This window comes from Acidovorax sp. LjRoot129 (assembly GCF_964253765.1).
In the GTDB taxonomy this organism is placed as follows: domain Bacteria; phylum Pseudomonadota; class Gammaproteobacteria; order Burkholderiales; family Burkholderiaceae_C; genus Acidovorax.
Genome location: NZ_CAXUSE020000001.1, coordinates 1,266,933 through 1,285,452 on the forward strand (window position 1 = coordinate 1,266,933; position 18,520 = coordinate 1,285,452).

At 65.7% G+C, this 18,520-nt stretch carries 14 protein-coding genes; 9 read left to right on the forward strand and 5 right to left on the reverse strand.

Translation table 11 applies throughout. From position 1 onward, the window contains the following. Window positions 1-239 precede the first annotated feature (239 nt). Window positions 240-4,022 carry a hybrid sensor histidine kinase/response regulator gene (locus ACSQ3Q_RS05970; RefSeq protein WP_436133484.1) on the forward strand — a complete coding sequence of 1,261 codons (3,783 nt, stop codon included), beginning with the start codon at window positions 240-242 and terminating at the stop codon, window positions 4,020-4,022. A 17-nt stretch (window positions 4,023-4,039) separates the two neighbouring features. Beyond that, entirely contained in the window at window positions 4,040-5,083 is a 1,044-nt protein-coding gene (locus ACSQ3Q_RS05975) for a response regulator (RefSeq protein ID WP_436133485.1), read from the forward strand. A 115-nt stretch (window positions 5,084-5,198) separates the two neighbouring features. On the opposite strand, the gene ACSQ3Q_RS05980 is transcribed toward ACSQ3Q_RS05975, so the two are convergent. The 3 genes from ACSQ3Q_RS05980 to ACSQ3Q_RS05990 form a co-directional block, all read right to left on the reverse strand. Next, complete coding sequence (locus ACSQ3Q_RS05980) at window positions 5,199-5,525, reverse strand: plasmid stabilization protein (RefSeq protein ID WP_436133486.1); 327 nt, start codon at window positions 5,523-5,525, stop codon at window positions 5,199-5,201. Window positions 5,526-5,693: 168 nt separating this feature from the next. Beyond that, complete coding sequence (locus ACSQ3Q_RS05985; protein ID WP_436133487.1) at window positions 5,694-6,233, reverse strand: DUF4184 family protein; 540 nt, start codon at window positions 6,231-6,233, stop codon at window positions 5,694-5,696. 246 nt (window positions 6,234-6,479) lie between these two features. After that, window positions 6,480-7,166 carry a DUF3334 family protein gene (locus ACSQ3Q_RS05990; RefSeq protein WP_436133488.1) on the reverse strand — a complete coding sequence of 229 codons (687 nt, stop codon included), beginning with the start codon at window positions 7,164-7,166 and terminating at the stop codon, window positions 6,480-6,482. A 253-nt stretch (window positions 7,167-7,419) separates the two neighbouring features. Between ACSQ3Q_RS05990 and ACSQ3Q_RS05995 the strand changes: the two genes are divergently transcribed. Continuing rightward, the gene (locus tag ACSQ3Q_RS05995; RefSeq protein WP_436133489.1) at window positions 7,420-8,607 is read left to right on the forward strand and encodes an S-methyl thiohydantoin desulfurase domain-containing protein; all 1,188 of its coding nucleotides are present in this window, start codon (window positions 7,420-7,422) and stop codon (window positions 8,605-8,607) included. Between the two features lie 34 nt (window positions 8,608-8,641). Next, a complete protein-coding gene (locus ACSQ3Q_RS06000) occupies window positions 8,642-9,697 on the forward strand; it encodes a sensor domain-containing diguanylate cyclase (RefSeq protein WP_436133490.1) in 1,056 nt (351 codons plus the stop codon). A 324-nt stretch (window positions 9,698-10,021) separates the two neighbouring features. On the opposite strand, the gene ACSQ3Q_RS06005 is transcribed toward ACSQ3Q_RS06000, so the two are convergent. Further along, a complete protein-coding gene (locus ACSQ3Q_RS06005; RefSeq protein WP_436133491.1) occupies window positions 10,022-11,326 on the reverse strand; it encodes a UDP-N-acetylglucosamine 1-carboxyvinyltransferase in 1,305 nt (434 codons plus the stop codon). 521 nt (window positions 11,327-11,847) lie between these two features. Between ACSQ3Q_RS06005 and urtA the strand changes: the two genes are divergently transcribed. The 4 genes from urtA (at window position 11,848) to urtD (ending at window position 16,870) form a co-directional block, all read left to right on the forward strand. Continuing rightward, window positions 11,848-13,119, forward strand: a complete 1,272-nt coding sequence (gene urtA / locus ACSQ3Q_RS06010) for an urea ABC transporter substrate-binding protein (RefSeq protein ID WP_436133492.1) — start codon at window positions 11,848-11,850, stop codon at window positions 13,117-13,119. Window positions 13,120-13,282: 163 nt separating this feature from the next. After that, the gene (gene urtB / locus ACSQ3Q_RS06015; RefSeq protein WP_436133493.1) at window positions 13,283-14,863 is read left to right on the forward strand and encodes an urea ABC transporter permease subunit UrtB; all 1,581 of its coding nucleotides are present in this window, start codon (window positions 13,283-13,285) and stop codon (window positions 14,861-14,863) included. Between the two features lie 7 nt (window positions 14,864-14,870). Beyond that, window positions 14,871-15,998, forward strand: coding sequence for an urea ABC transporter permease subunit UrtC (urtC, locus tag ACSQ3Q_RS06020; protein WP_436133494.1), 1,128 nt, complete (start codon window positions 14,871-14,873; stop codon window positions 15,996-15,998). Continuing rightward, window positions 15,995-16,870 (forward strand): urea ABC transporter ATP-binding protein UrtD, encoded by an 876-nt coding sequence (gene urtD / locus ACSQ3Q_RS06025; RefSeq protein ID WP_436133495.1) that lies wholly within the window; start codon window positions 15,995-15,997, stop codon window positions 16,868-16,870. Before urtC ends, urtD begins: the two co-directional genes overlap by 4 nt. A gap of 823 nt (window positions 16,871-17,693) precedes the next feature. Here urtD and ACSQ3Q_RS06030 read toward each other — a convergent pair. After that, the gene (locus tag ACSQ3Q_RS06030) at window positions 17,694-17,813 is read right to left on the reverse strand and encodes a hypothetical protein (RefSeq protein WP_436133496.1); all 120 of its coding nucleotides are present in this window, start codon (window positions 17,811-17,813) and stop codon (window positions 17,694-17,696) included. An 11-nt stretch (window positions 17,814-17,824) separates the two neighbouring features. Here ACSQ3Q_RS06030 and urtE point away from each other — a divergent pair, with 11 nt between their 5' ends. After that, window positions 17,825-18,517 carry an urea ABC transporter ATP-binding subunit UrtE gene (urtE, locus tag ACSQ3Q_RS06035; RefSeq protein ID WP_436133497.1) on the forward strand — a complete coding sequence of 231 codons (693 nt, stop codon included), beginning with the start codon at window positions 17,825-17,827 and terminating at the stop codon, window positions 18,515-18,517. Window positions 18,518-18,520: the final 3 nt, after the last annotated feature.

Sequence of the window (18,520 nt, forward strand, 5' to 3'; positions counted from 1 at the left end):
CGCGAGGGGTCAGTTCCATATCGTTTCACTCAATGCTGGGGTCATTGGCTGATGCAGCCGGAGTGCGGGCCAATTGCCGGTTTGCGTTGCCTCGTATTCAGAGGGGGCTTGTGAGGGCCGTCCCATCATAGGCAGCAAGCCCCGTGCCCGCCATACGTCATCTGGCGCAGGGGCAGTGCCCGCTACGGTGGGCCGTGGCATGGAAACTGCACCTGCAGGGCTTGCTGTCCTCCCACCCCATGCCCCTGCCCACCGCCCCCCTTGCTCCCGCCGATGCTGCGCCGGTGCAGCCGTCGGGGCAGGAGGTGGACGGGCAAACGCCGCAGCAGCAGGCGCCGCAACAGGTCGTCAAAATCCGGCGCGACTACAACAGCTGGGTGGCCACCGAGACCATGGAGGACTACGCGCTGCGCTACACCCCCCAGCGCTTTCGCAAGTGGTCTGAATGGCGGGTCGCCAACACGGCATTCGGGGCGGCGTCGTTCCTGATCCTGGAGGCGATCGGCGCCACGCTCCTCGTGCAGTACGGCTTCATCAACGCTTTCTGGGCCATCGTGGCCACAGGGCTCATCATCTTTCTGGCGGGGCTGCCCATCAGTGTGTACGCGGCGCGCTACGGTGTGGACATGGACCTGCTCACGCGCGGCGCGGGTTTTGGTTACATCGGCTCCACGCTCACATCGCTGATCTACGCGAGCTTCACCTTCATCTTCTTCGCGCTCGAAGCCGCCGTCATGGCCTATGCGCTGGAGCTCGCGCTCGACATCCCGCCCACCTGGGGCTACCTGATCTGCGCCGTGGTGGTAATTCCGCTCGTCACGCACGGCGTCTCGGCCATCAGCCGGCTGCAGGTGTGGACGCAGCCGCTGTGGCTGGTGATGCTGGTCGTGCCCTTTGCCTACGTGCTGGTGCGCGATCCTGGTGCGTTTTCTGGCGTCGTGCACTACGGCGGTGAATCCGCACGCGGCGCGAGCTTTCAATTGCCCTTGTTTGGTGCGGCGCTCACCGTCGGCATTGCACTCATTACCCAAATGGGGGAGCAGGCCGACTACCTGCGCTTCATGCCCGCGCGCACCCAGGCCACACGCGGGCGCTGGTGGCTGGGCGTGCTGGTGGGCGGGCCGGGCTGGGTGGTGCTGGGGGTGCTCAAGATGCTGGGCGGCGCGCTGCTGGCCTACCTGGCGCTCACCCACATGGTGCCGGTGGACCGTGCGGTCGACCCCAACCAGATGTACCTGGCCGCGTATGAATATGTGTTCCCGCACTACGGCTGGGCGGTGGCGGCCACGGCGTTGTTTGTGGTGATCTCGCAGCTCAAGATCAATGTGACCAATGCCTATGCGGGCTCGCTGGCGTGGTCCAACTTCTTCTCGCGCCTCACGCACAGCCACCCGGGGCGGGTGGTGTGGGTGGTGTTCAACACGCTGATCGCCTTCATGCTGATGGAGATGAACGTGTTTCGCGCCATGGGCGAGGTGCTGGGGCTGTACTCCAACATCGCCATCGCCTGGATCATGTCGGTGGTGGCCGACTTGGTCATCAACAAGCCGCTGGGCCTGTCGCCCAAGGGCATCGAGTTCAAGCGCGCGCACCTGTACGACATCAACCCGGTGGGCGTGGGGTCGATGGCGCTGGCGTCGGCGCTGTCCATCACCGCCCACCTGGGCCTGTTTGGTCCGCTGCCGCAGGCCTTCTCGGCAGTGATCGCGATGGCCGTGGCGTTTGTGGCTGCGCCGCTCATTGCGTGGGCCACACAGGGGCGCTACTACATCGCACGCCAGTCCGAGCCCACCACGCTGGCCGATGTGCAGGCAGTGCCCATCCATGGCCCCGTCCGCCGCAAAGCGGGCGGCAACGGGGGGACGGACCTTGGCAGCTATGTGCAGTACACCGTGCAGCGCTGCGTGATCTGCGAGCGCGAGTACGAAGCGCCCGACATGGCCCAGTGCCCCGCGTACCGCGGCGCCATCTGCTCGCTGTGCTGCACGTTGGATGCGCGCTGCGGCGATTTGTGCAAGCCCCATGCGAGCATGGCGGTGCAGTGGTCGGCCGCACTGCGCTGGCTGCTGCCGCGCACCAGCTGGCGCTACCTCGACACCGGCCTGGGCCACTTCCTGCTGCTGATGCTGGTGATCGCACCCCTGCTGGCGTCCGTCATGGGGCTGCTGTACCACCAGGAGCTCAACACCATCGCCCAGGCATTGACGGCGACCGAGGTGCTGGCCGCGCCCGAGGTGGCGCTGCGCTCGGGGCTGCTCAAGGCCTACCTGGCGCTGCTCGTCATCTCCGGCATCGTGGCGTGGTGGCTGGTGCTGGCGCACAAGAGCCGCCAGGTGGCACAAGAGGAATCCAACCGCCAGACGGGCCTTTTGGTGCGCGAGATCGAGCTGCACCGCCAGACCGACGAGGCTCTGCAGACCGCCCGCAGCGTGGCCGAGCAGGCGCGCCAGGTGGCCGAAGAGGCCCAGCAGCAGGCTGAGGACGCGCGCATCCTGGCCGACCAGGCCAACCAGGCCAAGAGCCGCTACATCAGCGCCATCAGCCACGAGATCCGCACGCCACTCAACTCCATCCTGGGCTACGCGCAGCTGATGGGCGAAGACGCGGGCGTGCCGCCGCACCGCAAGCAGGCGGTGCACGTGATCCGCCGCGGCGGCGAGCACTTGCTGTCGCTGATCGAAGGCACGCTCGACATCGCGCGCATCGAGTCGGGCAAGCTCACGCTCGACATTGCGCCCATGCGTTTTGCCGATGGCCTGCACGAAATGGCGGCCCTGTTCGAGCTCCAGGCTTCGGCCAAGGGCCTGGCGTTCGTGTTCGACGTGCAGGGCGTGATCCCCGAGGTGGTCCGCGCCGACGACAAGCGCCTGCGCCAGATCCTCATCAACCTGCTGGGCAACGCCGTCAAGTTCACCGCGGCCGGCACGGTGACGCTGCGCGTGCGCTACGCCCGCGAGATGGCGCGCATCGAAGTGCAGGACACCGGCCCGGGCCTGAGTGCTGACGAAATCGACCGCATCTTCGAGCCCTTCGCCCGCGCGGGCGCCAGCGGCAGCGGCCCCGCCGCAGCGCCCGGTGCGGGCCTGGGGCTGACCATTGCCAGGATGCTCACCGTGCTGATGGGCGGCGAGATGTCGGTCTCAAGCCAGCCCGGCGTGGGCTCGGTGTTTCACATCAAGCTGTTCCTGCCCGAGGTGCACGCCGAGGCGCTGGGCAAGGCCGCCACCGCGCCCGGAAGTGGCCGCATAGCGCCGGTGCGCAAGGCCCGGGTGGGCTATACGGGCGAGCGCCGCCGCGTCCTGGTGGTAGACAACGAAGAGCCCGACCGCGAGCTGCTGGTGCACTTGCTGGAACCCCTGGGGTTCGAGCTGCGCCAGGCTGCCAGCGGGCACGACGCGCTCGACCTGCTGGCCACCGGGTATCGGCCCCACGCCATCTTCATGGACCTGGCCATGCCCGGTATCGATGGCTGGGAGACGCTGCGGCGGGTACGGCAGATGGACCTTGTTGGAATCCGCCCGGCGCCGGGCCGCCCCAAACCGGACGGGCCCCTCTCGGGGGGCAGCGACGACACGCAGTGCGGAGCGTGGGGGCACTCCATCCACTGCGCCATCGTTTCGGCCAACGCGTTCGACAAGGCGCTGGACAACGATGTGGACATCCGCCCCGAAGACTTCATCGTCAAGCCCGTGCGCCACACGGAACTGCTGGACTGGTTGGGGCGCCGCCTGGCATTGCAGTGGCAACACGAAGGCGATGCCTCGGCCGCTGCGCCATCCACCGCTTTGCCCGCTGGCACGGCCCCCGCCCTGGGCAGCGCGCTGACCTACCCCGATGCCGCCACCCTCGCCCCGCTGATGCAGGCCGTGGCGCTGGGTTACTACCGCGGCATCCTCAATACCCTGGACGACATCGAGCGCAGCCAGCCTGCGCACCAGGCGTTCGTCCACACCCTGCGGCAGATGGCGCGCGAATTCCAGTTCGACGCCATGGGCCAGATCCTGGAGCAGGCCCCTTCGTGAGCACGACGACAACGATGATGACCACCGCCTCTTCTTATCCACCCGGCCTGGCTGCCAGCGGCGCCGCCGCGCTGGACCGCAGCGACAGCGACGTGGTGCTGATCGTGGACGACGTGCCCGACAACCTGGCTGTGCTGCACGATGCCCTCGATGAGTCAGGCTACACCGTGCTGGTGGCCATGCATGGCGAGGCCGCACTGCAGCGCGCCGCGCAGGCGCTGCCCGACATCGTCCTGCTCGACGCGATGATGCCGGGCATGGACGGCTTCGAGGTGGCGCGGCGCCTCAAGGCGTCGCCTGCCACGGCGCACATCCCCATCATCTTCATGACCGGCCTGACCGAGACCGAGCACCTGGTGGCCGCGCTGGAGGCCGGCGGCGTCGACTACGTCACCAAGCCCATCAAACCGCGCGAAGTGATGGCGCGCATGGGCGTGCACCTGGGCGCGGCGCGCAAGGCCCGGCAGGACGCCAGCCAGGCCCGCGAGGCGCGCAATGCGCTCGACGCCTTCGGCTACGCCAGCATCACCGTGCGCGCGGTCGATGGCCGCATCGTGTGGCAGACGCCGCTGGCGCGCGAGCTGCTGCAGGGCTACTTTGGCGAGGCCAGCCCGTGGGCGCCCGAGCTGGTGCAGGCCTGGCTGCGCCGCCACGTGCTGGCCGAAAACGCGGCCGAGCTGCTGGCCCACGCGTTGGCCGAACCCCCGCGCCTGGCGGTAGAGCAGGGCGCACGCCGCCTCACCTTCCGCCTGCACCAGCAGGCCGGCGACAGCGAGGGCGGTGGCGACTGGCTGATCGTGATGCGCGAGGTGTCGGACGCGAAGATCATCGAATCCATGAGCCTGTCCTTCAAGCTCACCGCGCGCGAGGCCGAGGTGCTGTACTGGGTGGTCAAGGGCAAGATCAACCGCGACATCGGCGACATCCTGGGCGCCAGCCCGGCGACGGTGAAGAAACACCTGGAGCGCGTGTTTGCCAAGCTCGGGGTAGAGACGCGCACCGCCGCGGCGGCGATGGCGATGAACCGCATCCGGCAGCTGCATCCGCAGTTTGAAGGCTGAATTTCAAGTCTTTTTGGCTGCTAGCGCTTATTATATAAGCGCCTGTAGCTATCAAATTAATAGTTTGCTAGCAGCGGGGCTTGCGCCTGCAGCGTGCCATGCCGATGGGCTTCGGTCAGCGGCCGACGGCCTGCTCCAGCGCCTGCTTGTTCATCTTGGACCGGCCTTCGATCCCCTTCTTGCGCGCTTCTTCGTACAGCTGATCCCGCGTGCGGCCCTGCGCGCCCTGGTGTGACCGTTTGCCGCCGCGCACCGGCGCTGGCGTGTCCTTCAGCGTCTTGGGGTTGGCTGTTTTGCTTTCACCGTGCTGGGCGCGTTCCTTGTTCACGGTGCGCGCGGCAATCTCTTCGGCCGTGGCGGTGCTTTTGCCGCGTTTTTTCAGACTGGTTTTGATGTGCTTGAACTGGCGTTCGCGCTGGGCAGTCCATTGGGCTTGGGGCATGGCGGGCTCCTTCGAAAGGTGGACGGGTGGCGCAGCGGCACTGCCCCACGGCTGTGGACCAATCTACCCAGCGTGCGGTCCGTGTGCGTCAGCAGCTTTGGCGCGCCGATGTAGGACAAGGCAATCGCACTGCGCTCCATGCGCCAGTGGGCAGCACTGGCCCGCAGCTCACCGCCCGGAGGTTGGGGCGGCACGGGGCCGTCGAAGCCACCGCAATGCAACCCACCCCAGCGCGCCCACCACCATGCCCGCCGTGCACAGCAGGTGCAGGGTCGGCAGCGGGAGGGCCGCGTACAACCCATTGGCGTCGGACCACGGCGCCCAGGGCTGGATGTCCAGGTGCATCACGCTGTCGAGCAGCACGTGAGAGAAAGTCCCGGTCAGCGCGCTGACCACCAGCACCCGCGGCTTCCACGAAACGGTCTCTTGCAACCACGGCATCCCGTAGTGCACGACTTCGTGGTTCCAGCGCCGCAGCAGCGGCCCGCACAGCCAGGGCGTGAGCGCCGCGGCCGCCAGCGCAATCGGCACCGCGCCCAGGTAGGTGTGGGTGGGCCCGTGCAGCACGGCCGAATCGCGGAGCATGCCGATCAGCGGCTCGATGTCCATGGCCACCTGGGCGATGCCAAACGTGAGCACGCTGAAGTGCCGCCCGCCGACCGCCTTGGCGGCCAGGCCGACGCCCATGTGGAAGGGGGTGAAGGGCATGGCTTGGTGGAATCAGCGCGTGGCTATGGGGGCGAGGGGAGCACAGCGCGCGATCGGTCTGCGCGTGCTGCGTGGCATCGGGGCGGCTGCGGTGGCGGCGATCAGAGGCGGCGTGCGGCCGTATCGGTCGCTGTGATTGCTGTGTTTGATATAAAAATCAGGCCTATCACTTGTTGTATAAGCGTTTTAAGCTATTATTTTTGTAGCAATTGCCTGGTGCGTCGGCACTCTGCCCGGCGCCCGCAACTACATCCCCAACGACTTGAGCAGCGCGTCCGTATCGTCCTGCCCGGCGGGCGGCGGCACGGGCACAGGCGGCGCGGCCTGCGACTGCGCCATCAGGGCGTCCGGGTCAGGGGCCTCTTGTGCTTCGAAGTCGTAGAGCTTGATGAACTCGGTGCGGTCGATCGCCAGTTCCAGATAGAAGATGTTGTTGTTGCTGGTGTAGAAGGTCACGCGCCGGGCCTCGGGCTTGTCGAGGTTGGCGTCTACCGAGAGTTGCACCTGCTTGTTCAGCACCAGCATCTTGGGCTGGTTCTGCGTGATGTGGGTCTGCAGCTCGCGCCGCACCTTGCCGGTGAAGTCGCCCACCACCTGGTTCATGAGCTCGCCCATCACATTGCTCACTTCGTCCGAGGTGTACGAGGTGACCAGGTCGTCCTTGGACATGCCCATGTTGAGCAGGTAGCTGGCGTACAGCTCCATGGCGGCCTGGGCCGAGAAGTTGATGATCACCAGCCCGGAGAAGCCGCCGTCGAACAGCACGAAGCAGCCGATGTCAGGCTTGAGGCAGGTCTTGCTGATGCGCTGCACCATGCCGCTGTAATGGATCTGGCTGTGTGTGGCCACGCCCAGTACCCGGGTGACGGAGTTGCACAGGCTGATCAGCAGGTCTTCGGTGCTGTAGACGGGGGAGGTTTCGGGAAGGCTCATGGTGTGTGGGGCGACGGCCGGAAATGCGCGAAATGCAGGCCCGAGCATAGGCCATGGCGCGGCCCGAAGCCAGTGTGCAGCCGCGTTGTGGCGTGCAGTCCGCTGCGGGATGCGTCACGGGATGGCGCTGATTGACTTTCGCCCGCGCTCGCGTATCGTGCCTGCCAGCGACATTCCGTTACACAGGGCCGCAGCGGCCTGCTGTGGACGGGCAACACAACGAACAGCCGACAGCAGAGAGGGATGTGCACCGATGGGCAATGTCTATTCCTATGGCCTGACCGACTTCCAGGCAATCGCCACGGGCGCTGCGGTGCTCGCCAGCGGCGGCGGCGGCAGCTACACCGACGCCTGCTCCATCGTGCAGGAGCTGGCCAACCAGGGCTTCAGCGGCACCGTCAAGGTGCAGGATTACGACGGCGCCACCCCGGCGTGTGTGCTGGCCATCATGGGCTCGCCCGACGCGGCCTCCAGCCTCGACCTTGCGGCAATCCAGAACTCCATCAGCAACACCCTGGCGGTGCAGCAGGGCATGACGGGCATGCAGATCGGTGCGCTGATCCCTGTCGAGATCGGGCCGATCAACTCCCTGGTGCCGCTCATTGGTGCCGCGATGTCCAACGGCTCAGTCTGGGTGGTTAACGGCGACGGCGCGGGCCGCGCCGTGCCCGAGCTGCCCCAGACCACGTTCACCAGCCCGTCCGGCCCCGCGCCCAGCCCCGCGGTGCTGGCCAGCGATGCGCCCACCCTGGTGGCTGCCCAATACGCGGTGCTGGGGTCGGCCACGGCTTCGGGCATTGAGTCGCTGGCGGGCGGCGTGGTGGGTGGCTTCGGCGGGTATTCGGGGATCGCCATGTGGCCGTCGAACGCGACGAACCAGTTTGCGTTGTCGGGCAGCTACATCGAAGGCACCCTGGAGCAGGCGCGGGCGCTGGGCTTGCAGATGCTGCAGGCCGTTACGCCACTGTCCACAAACGACGTCGCCACCGCCATCCAGAACCTGACCGGGCGGGCTGCCAGCGCAGTGGTCACCAACTTTTTCATCACCTCGGTCACCCAGTCCACATCCAGCGCCACGTCACTGGACTCGGGCATCATCCGACTGGACAATGCGCAGGACTCGAGCCAGAGCACGGCCACGCACTACCTCTACAACCTGAACGAGAACCTGATCATGTATTCGTCGTCGAGCACGGCTCCCGACATCATCGCGCCGGACTCGATTTGCTACTACTCCGAGAGCACAGGGCGCGGGTTCTCCAATGCCAACGACGACCTGGCCGTGTATTTCGACGCGACCACCGGCCGCAGCACGGGCAAGGCGGTGAGCGTGATCGCCGTGCAGACAGCGCCGCAGCTGTACAACACGCCGGGCGTCGTGGCGTCATTTGCGGGTCTGCTGCGCAAGATCGGCTACGCCGGCGGCATGCCACCGGCCTGACCCTGTCGGCAACCTCGAAAGCCAGTGAGCCGCCATGGGTGAAGCAGACCTGAACAAGGAGCGGCTGGAGTTGGCGCTGGAAGCCGCCGGGCTGGACCTGTGGGAGAACGATCTGGTGACCGGCAACGTCACCCGCAAGGCCACCAAGACCTTCCTGGAGCTGGGCTTTACCGAAGAAGAGATCGTCTCGGGCGTGCAGGACATCTATGGCCTGTTCCACCCCGACGACGTGGACATGGTGCGCCAGTCCGTGGCCGACCACCTGTCGGGCATCACACCGCAATACCGCTGCGAATTCCGCCTGCGGGCCAAAAACGGCGAATGGGTCTGGTTTGCCAACTACGGCCGCATCATGGACGGCAGCAGCGATACGCCGGGCAAGCGCTTGATCGGCGTCACCTTCAACATCAACGACCGCAAGCAGCGCGAAACCGAGATCGCGCAGATCAACCGCCAGCTCATCGAGCAAAACAGGCTGCTGCAGCAGCTCAACACCACGCTGGAGCTGCTGGCGGCCCACGATGCACTTACCGGGCTGGCCAACCGCCGCACGCTGATGGAGCTGGGCGCCAACGAGTGCAAGCGCACCGAGCGGTTCGACCACCCGCTGTCGCTGCTGGTGGTGGACATCGACCTCTTCAAGCCCGTCAACGACGTGTGGGGCCACCTGGCCGGCGACCGCGTGATCTGCGCCGTGGCCCAGGCCTGTGCAGCGCGCAAACGCAGCGGCGTGGACATCGTGGCCCGCTTCGGCGGCGAAGAGTTCGTCATCGTGCTGCCCGAGACCGACACCGCCAACGCCGTGCGCCTGGCTGAATCGCTGCGCCACGATGTGTCGGTGATGAGCGTGCCCATCAACGAGGAGGGTGCGCGCATTTCGGTCACGGTGAGCATTGGCGTGGCCACGCTGCACAAGGGCGCGGGGCTGAGCTTTGAAGAGCTTGTCAACCGCGCCGACAAGGCGCTTTACCGCGCCAAGGGCGCCGGGCGCAACACCGTGGTTTGCGCGGATGTGCACCACGCCAGCGCCACCGTGCACGTGCTCCCCAGTGTCGGCGATGCGCCGGATGGGGTCTTCGCGGCCACCTGACTCCCCGTTTGAGGTGCTGCCCGCTGCAGCCCCCGGTCAGGGGTCTCGGGCGCTAAGAACCTGTTCAAAATCTTTTCGGGGATCGCGTTGGGATGAAATCGGGAGGAGTGGATGCTTCTGATGCGCCGCAGGGGTTCATGCCCATGCAAGCAGCCGGGGCGTCCAATGACCCGATGTCACTCCAACCCTTCGGGCAAGCGCCTTGCCGGGCCGTCTGCAGCGTTGCGGCGCTTGCCAATAGCCGAGCTATTGGCTGCGCACCGCGCCTAGCCTCCCCTCCCGGCAAGGTGCTTGCGCGGCCCCGCAAAGATCTTGAACAGGGTCTTATTCCTCGCTCGTCCACTCCACCTGAACGCCCAGGCTGCGCAGGTTTTCCACAAAGCGCGGGTGCGCGCGTCGGATGGGGGTGGCGTTGCGGATCTCAGAGCGGCCGGGCGTGCTGGCCGCCACCATGAAAAGCGCAATCGCCACGCGGATGATGTAGGGGCTCTCGACCACGGCGGGGGTGAGCGGGTTGCCGCCAAAGGTCACGAGCCGGTGTGGGTCGGACTGGAACACATGCGCGCCAAATTTGGACAGCTCGCCCGCCCAGCCCAGGGCGCCGTCGTAGACCTTGTTCCAGAACAGCGCGTTGCCCTCGGCCCGCACCCCCAGCGCGATGAAAATGGGCAGCAGGTCCACCGGAAAATACGGCCAGGGCGCGGCCTCGACCTTGGTCAGCACATTGCTCGTGAACGGCGTTTGCACCTTGAGCGGGCCATCGCACCGGGCGCGTGACCAGCCGTCCTCGTGCGTGACCGTGACGCCGAACTTGGCAAACGTGCGGTCGATGAGCGGGAAGTTCTCGGGCGCGCTATTGCGCACCACCACGTCGCCACCGGTGATGGCGCCCAGCGCCAGGAAGGTCGTGATCTCGTGGAAGTCCTCGTCGAAGCGGAACTCGCCGCCGCGCAGCGTGGTACCGCCATGCACCGTGAGGCGCGAGGTGCCCATACCCTCGATGCGCACGCCGATCATGGTCATGAACCGGCAGAACTCCTGCACGTGGGGCTCTGACGCCGCGTTGGTCAGCACCGATGTGCCCTCGGCCGTTGCGGCGCACAGCACGAAGTTTTCGGTGGTGGTCACTGATGCGTAGTCCAGCCAATGCTGCGTGGCCTGCAGCCGCCCGTGGGCATTGCGCACCAGCAGAGAGCCCTCGGCGCGCTCCACCGTGCCGCCAAAGCGGCGGAACACTTCCACATGCGGGTCGATCTCGCGCACGCCGAGCGTGCAGCCCTTCACGTTGTCCTCCAGCCGCGCCACGCCAAAACGCGCCAGCAGCGGCGGCACCAGCATGATCGACGAGCGCATCTCCTCCGGCAGGCGGTGCTGCGAGGCGTCGAACACGGTGGCGTGGTGGTGCAGGTCAAGCGTGCCGGTGTCGTGGTCCATGCGCACATCGCTGCCCAGGGTGCGAAAGATATCCAGGATCTTGCGCACGTCGGTGATGTCCGGCACGCGCAGCAGGCGCAGCGGCTCGTTGGTGAGCAGCGTGGCGCACAGCACCGGCAGCACGGCGTTCTTGTTGGCCGAAGGATGGATGCGGCCCTTGAGCGGGGTGCCACCGTGGACGACGAGGTTGGACATGGGGGATGGGGGGCGGGGGAGGGTAGAGGGTGCGTGCTGGGCGGCGCCAGGCGCTGCGCGAGGTCGATACTCTAACCAACCAGCGGCGCTGGCCCGTAGTGGAGCGGCGCACGGGCAAACACGCGGCATTGCTGGCCTTGTAGTGTGTTTTGAGTGATTGCTATAAAAGGAATAGCAATAAGTGCAATAGGAACAAGCGCTAGGGGCCTAAATGATGCGAATTGGCCGGCGTTGTGGGCTCCGTAACGTCACGCCAGAGCCCGAACCTGCAAGCTCTCAGCACAGGCCACGCCACGCCACACCACACCACACTGCGCTACGCGGCCGCACGCACCTCCCACCGCCTGCAAATCGCAGCGGCGCCGCACACGCCAGCGCCGTGTACGCCACCCGGCGTATTTCCGCCGCGGGCCCTGCTCTTCAGAATCCATTGCATCGCCCGATCCCAACCGCAGACAGGCTTCAAGGGGGAGCCTGCCGGGCGAGACGGTCCGTTTGAGACCACCACCGGAGAAGCCCACATGCAACGTCGTTATTCCCTCAAGGCCCTTGCGGCCGTCGCTACGCTCGCTGGTCTGTCTGCATTGCCAGCCCATGCGCAAGAGACCATCAAGGTCGGCATCCTGCACAGCCTGTCGGGCACCATGGCCATTTCGGAAACCGTGTTGAAAGACACGGTGCTGATGGCCATCGACGAGATCAACGCCAAGGGCGGCGTGCTGGGCAAGAAGCTCGAGCCCGTGATCGTGGACCCAGCCTCCAACTGGCCCCTGTTCGCTGAAAAGACCAAGCAGCTGCTGGGCCAGGACAAGGTCTCGGTGATCTTCGGCTGCTGGACTTCGGTGTCGCGCAAGTCGGTGCTGCCCGTCGTCGAAGAAATGAACGGCCTCTTGTTCTACCCCGTGCAGTACGAGGGTGAAGAGCTGTCCAAGAACGTGTTCTACACCGGCGCTGCGCCCAACCAGCAAGCCATCCCCGCGGTGGACTACCTGATGAGCAAGGACGGCGGCGGCGCCAAGCGCTGGGTGCTGCTGGGCACCGACTACGTGTACCCCCGCACCACCAACAAGATCCTGCGCGCCTACCTGAAGTCCAAGGGCGTAAAGGATTCCGACATCGACGAGAAGTACACCCCGTTCGGCCACTCTGACTATCAGACCATCGTGGCCGACGTGAAGAAGTTCAGCCAGGGCGGCAAGACCGCCGTGGTCTCCACCATCAATGGCGACTCCAACGTGCCCTTCTACAAAGAGCTCGGCAACGCGGGCCTGAAGGCGAAGGACGTTCCGGTTGTTGCCTTCTCCGTGGGCGAAGAAGAACTGCGCGGCGTGGACACCAAGCCACTCGTGGGCCACCTGGCTGCCTGGAACTACTTCCAGTCCATCAAGAGCCCTGAGAACACCGCCTTCATCAAGAAGTGGGGCGACTACGCCAAGGCCAAGGGCATCGCCGGCCACAAGGACAAGCCGCTCACCAACGACCCGATGGAAGCCACCTACATCGGCATCAACATGTGGAAGCAGGCCGTTGAAAAGGCCAAGAGCACGGACGTGGACAAGGTGATCGCCGCCATGGCCGGCCAGACCTTCAAGGCACCGAGCGGCATCGTCAGCAAGATGGATGAGAAGAACCACCACTTGCACAAGAGCGTGTTCATCGGCGAGATCAAGGCCGACGGCCAGTTCAACGTAGTGTGGAAGACGCCTGGTCCGGTGAAGGCCAAGCCATGGAGCCCGTACATCGAAGGCAACGACAAGAAGAAGGATGAGCCGGACGGCAAGACGAAACTCTGAGCACCCCCCTGAGGCGCTTACGCGCCTTCACCCCCTCTCTCGCCTCGCTGCGCGATGCGGGAGGGGGGACGCCGCCAGCGCGGCGGGGCGGCCCTTGCGCGGCGGCCCTCGCTTCTAGATCGCGCGTGCTTTGCGGCCCACTGCTTTTCACACAGCTCTCGTCATGCTTGCTTCCATCTTTTCTCGCTTGATCGCCTGCCTGCTGTTGTGCACAGCGGTGCAGGCGCACGCGCTCACGGCCGAGGCTGCTCGGGCCATGGCGGCGGGTGATACCGATGACCGGATCGCCGCGCTACAGAAGGCCATCGCCACGCCCGACGAAGCCACGTTGGCGTTTATCCGTGCGATGGGTGACGACGCCGTGAAGATCGCGGGCGACAAGGCCATCGTGATCCAGGGCGACAAGGGGCTGGACCCCGTGACCGGCGCCGAGGTGCCGGTGCCTGACGACGCCGAAGACATCGTCAACAACAACCGCATGCGTGGCGAGTTCGACACCGCGCTGGCTTCGCTGCAGCTGATGTCCACTGACATTGCACAGCGCCGCAGCGCCATCGAAGCGCTGCGCGAAGAGACCGACGAGGCGCGCCTGCCGCTCGTCGAAAAGGCGCTGGCCGCCGAGCAGGATGTGGCCCTGAAGGCGCGCCTCGCCAGCATCCGTGCGCGCATCCTGCTGAGCAGCAGCGACGCCGCCAAGCGCCTGGAGGCCGCGCAACACCTGGCCGCCAGCGGCAACCCCGCCACGCGCACCGTGCTGCTGGAGCAGCTGCGCAACGAACAGGATCCCAAGGTCAAAGCCGCGCTGCAGGCTGCGCTCAAGACGGTGGAAGACAGCCTGAAATGGGGCGAGCGCCTGGCGGCGATGTTCACCGGCATCAGCCTGGGCTCTATCCTGCTCTTGGTGGCGCTGGGCCTGGCCATTACCTATGGCCTCATGGGCGTGATCAACATGGCCCATGGCGAGCTGATGATGATCGGCGCCTACGCCACGTACGTGATGCAGGGCGTGTTCCAGAAATACTTTCCGGGTGCCTTCGACTGGTATCTGGTGGCGGCCGTGCCCGCCGCCTTCATGGCGTCGGCCCTGATGGGCGCGGTGCTGGAGCGCAGCGTGATCCGCTTCCTGTACGGCCGGCCGCTCGAGACCTTGCTGGCCACCTGGGGCATCAGCCTGATGCTGCAGCAGCTGGTGCGCACGGTCTTCGGCGCGCAGAACGTGGGTGTCGAAAACCCCTCGTGGATGAGCGGCGGCGTGCAGCTCATGGAGAACCTGCAGCTGCCCTGGAACCGCGTGATCATCGTGGCCTTTGCGCTGGCGGTGCTGGGTGGCGTGGCCTTCCTCATCAGCAAGACGCGCCTGGGTCTGTTCGTGCGCGGCGTCACGCAAAACCGCCCCATTGCCTCGTGCATGGGCGTGAACACGGCCCGTGTCGATACCTACGCCTTCGCGTTGGGCTCCGGCATTGCGGGCCTGGCGGGCTGTGCGCTCAGCCAGGTGGGCAACGTGGGGCCGGACCTGGGCCAGGGCTACATCGTCGACTCGTTCATGGTGGTGGTGCTGGGCGGCGTGGGCCAGCTGGCCGGCACCGTGTATGCCGCGCTGGGCCTGGGCGTGCTCAACAAGTTCCTCGAAGGCTGGACGGGCGCCGTGCTGGCCAAGATCGCCGTGCTGGTGTTCATCATCATCTTCATCCAGAAGCGGCCGCAGGGCATCTTCGCGGTGAAGGGCCGTACGGCGGATTGAGACTGTTATGAATACCCCTGCTATCCAACTCCCCGCACCCGCTCCGCTGCTTACCCGCAGCGGCTGGTCGGCCTTCATCGTGGCGCTCATCGTGGTGTGTGCCGTGGCGCCCGTGCTCAACCTGTGGGTACCCGCTGGCAGCCCGCTGCACCTGTCCGACTACGCCGTGGCGCTGCTCGGCAAGATCATGTGCTACGCCATCTGCGCGCTCGCCATGGACCTCATCTGGGGCTACACCGGCATCCTGAGCCTGGGCCATGGCCTGTTCTTTGCACTGGGCGGCTACGTGATGGGCATGTACCTCATGCGCCAGATCGGCCGCGACGGCAACTACAAAAGCGACCTGCCCGATTTCATGGTGTTCCTCGACTGGAAGGAACTGCCCTGGCACTGGGCGCTGTCCGACAGCTTTGTGGCCACGCTGATCTTGATCGTGGCGGTCCCCGGCTTCATCGCATTTGTCTTCGGCTACTTCGCCTTCCGCTCGCGCATCAAGGGCGTGTATTTCTCGATCATCACGCAGGCCATGACGTATGCGGCCATGCTGCTGTTCTTTCGCAACGAGACGGGCTTTGGCGGCAACAACGGTTTTACCGATTTCAAGCGCATCCTGGGCCAGCCGATTGCCACGCAGAACATGCGCATGCTGCTGTTCGTGATGACGGGCGTCACGCTGCTGGTGTTCTTTTTGCTGGCGCGCTGGCTGGTGCGCAGCAAGTTCGGCCGCGTGCTGCAGGCCGTGCGCGATGCCGAGACGCGCGTCATGTTCTCGGGCTACTCGCCGCTGCCCTACAAGCTCACCATCTGGACCATCAGCGCCATGATGTGTGGCGTGGCGGGCGCGTTGTACGTGCCCCAGGTGGGCATCATCAACCCCGGGGAGATGAGCGCCGCCAACTCCATCGAGATCGCGGTCTGGGCCGCAGTGGGCGGGCGTGCGTCGCTGATCGGCCCCATCGTCGGCGCCTTCATCGTCAACGGCGCCAAGAGCTGGCTCACCGTCACGGCGCCCGAGTTCTGGCTGTACTTCCTCGGCGCGCTGTTCATCGCCGTCACGCTGTTCCTGCCCGATGGTGTGGTGGGCCTGGTGAAGAAGCTGAAGAAAAACAAGAAAACTCCAGGAGCCGCACCATGACGCCCGATCTGATGGACGAAGGCGCAAGGCGCGTTCAGGCCAAGCTGGCACCCGCTGCCCCGGGCCAGACCGAGTCCGGCGGGCGCGCTGCAGGTTTTTCGCGCATCGCCACGCCCGGTGAGGTGGACATCACCCACGGCCGCATCCTGTACCTGGAAGATGTGAGCGTGAGCTTTGACGGCTTCAAGGCCATCAACAACCTGAGCCTCGATATCGCACCCGGCGAGCTGCGCTGCATCATCGGCCCGAACGGTGCGGGCAAGACGACGATGATGGACATCATCACCGGCAAGACCCGTCCGGACAGCGGCACGGTGTACTTCGGCTCGACCATCGACCTCTTGCGCCACAACGAACCCGAGATCGCCAGCTTGGGGATAGGGCGCAAGTTCCAGAAGCCCACGGTGTTCGAGCAGCTGTCGGTGTTTGAAAACCTGGAACTGGCTTTGAAGACCCACAAGGGTGTGAAGTCGAGCATGTTCTTTCGGCTGGATTCGACCCAGTCGGATCGGTTGGCCGAGGTCCTGCACACGATTCACTTGGCGGACAGCGTGACGCGCATGGCGGGCAATCTGAGCCATGGCCAGAAGCAGTGGCTGGAGATCGGTATGCTGCTGATGCAGGACCCGAAGTTGCTGCTGCTCGACGAGCCTGTGGCGGGGATGACGGACGAGGAAACTGCGCGGACTGCGGAGTTGTTTTTGACGTTGAAGGGCAAGCATTCGCTGATGGTGGTGGAGCACGATATGTCGTTCATCCGCACCATTTCTGAGATCGTGACGGTGTTGTGCGATGGGGCGGTGTTGGCGCAGGGGACGCTGGATCAGGTGCAGTCGGATGAGCGGGTGATTGAGGTTTATCTGGGGCGGTGATGGTGTGTTTGCGCTCTTCGGCTGCGGTGCTTTTTGGTGGTGGCGTGGTGCGTCACCAACCGTTGGGGCTGAGCTTGTCGGAGCCGGCGCAGGCACGTTCGATGATCTGTGCGGCGTGCTTGGTTGGAGGGCGGGAGCCGGGGTGTGCGCCCGGCGGCGCAGTAACTTTCTTTTGGGTCGCCAAAAGAAAGTCACCAAAGAAAAGGCGACCCTACACGCTGCGTCCCCACCCGCCCTGCGGGCGAGCGGGGAAACCTGCGGTGCTCGCGTCCAGCGGGGTCTCGCTCGAACTCGCTTCGCTCAAACAATCGCGAGCCCTGATCCGCTGGCCGCTGCGCTCCTCGGCGCATCCTGAAGGGAACCCGGGGATCGGACATCCATACGGGCCATTGCTTCGCTCGGCCCCGAACGCGCGGGCGCAAGCGCCTCGCGCTGCGCAGGCTGGGCCGAGCGAAGCAATGGCCCGTGTGGCTGTCGGCTGTTGGGCTTCCGGTTGTCCAACCCCCTGCTGGCTGCGCCTGCGGCGGGGCGGTTGCGGGGTGAGCATGCGCGTCGAAGCGCGCATGCCTCGTGAACTGACTCGCCGTGGCTGTCCGAACGTAGCGCCAAAGGCGCGAAGTGAGTTCCACGGCGCACCCCGCAATCGCCCCGCCGCAGGTTGCCCCTTCGCACCGCGAAGGGGTCGCAGACTGGGGGTCGCCTTTTCTTTGGTGACTTTCTTTTGGCGACCCAAAAGAAAGTTACTCGCACGCCGGGCGACTCCCGGCCTCCGCCCTCAACACGAGCATGCCTTTCAAACCAGCACGCCCAGGCTTCGACAAGCTCAGCCCGAACGGCTGGGGACTGCCCCAGGATCCTGCAAAAGCCCAGCCCGAACGGGGATGGCAGCACCACTATCAAAACAATAGCTACTAGCGCTTACTGAACAAGCGCTAGCGGTCAAAAAGGTTAAAAATGCTCACCGTCCAAAACATCAACCAGTACTACGGCGGCTCCCACATCCTGCGCGACGTGAGCCTCACCGCCGCCCCCGGCAAAGTCACCGTCCTGCTCGGCCGCAACGGCGTCGGCAAGACCACCCTGCTCAAAAGCCTCATGGGCCTCGTCCCCATCAAAAGCGGCGCCATCCACTTCGACGGCAAACCCATCGACAAAACCACCCCCTACGACAGGGCGAGAGCAGGCATCGGCTTCGTCCCCCAAGGCCGCGAAATCTTCGGCCGCCTCACGGTGGAAGAAAACCTGCGCATGGGCCTCGCCTACAAAAGCGGCTCCACGCCCATCCCCCCGCATCTGTACGAGCTGTTCCCTGTGCTCAAGCAGATGCTCCACCGCCGCGGCGGCGACCTCTCGGGCGGGCAGCAGCAGCAGCTGGCCATTGCCCGCGCGTTGGCGCCCGGCCCGCGCCTGTTGATCCTGGACGAGCCCACCGAGGGCATCCAGCCCAGCATCATCAAGGACATCGGCCGCGTGATTCGCATGCTGGCCGACAAGGGCGAGATGGCGATCCTGCTGTGCGAGCAGTACTACGACTTCGCGCAGGAGCTGGCCGACGAATACCTGGTGATGGAGCGCGGCGAAGTTATTGCGCGCGGCCCCGGCAGCGAGATGGAAGCCAAGGGCATTCGCAACCTCGTGGCGATTTGACCC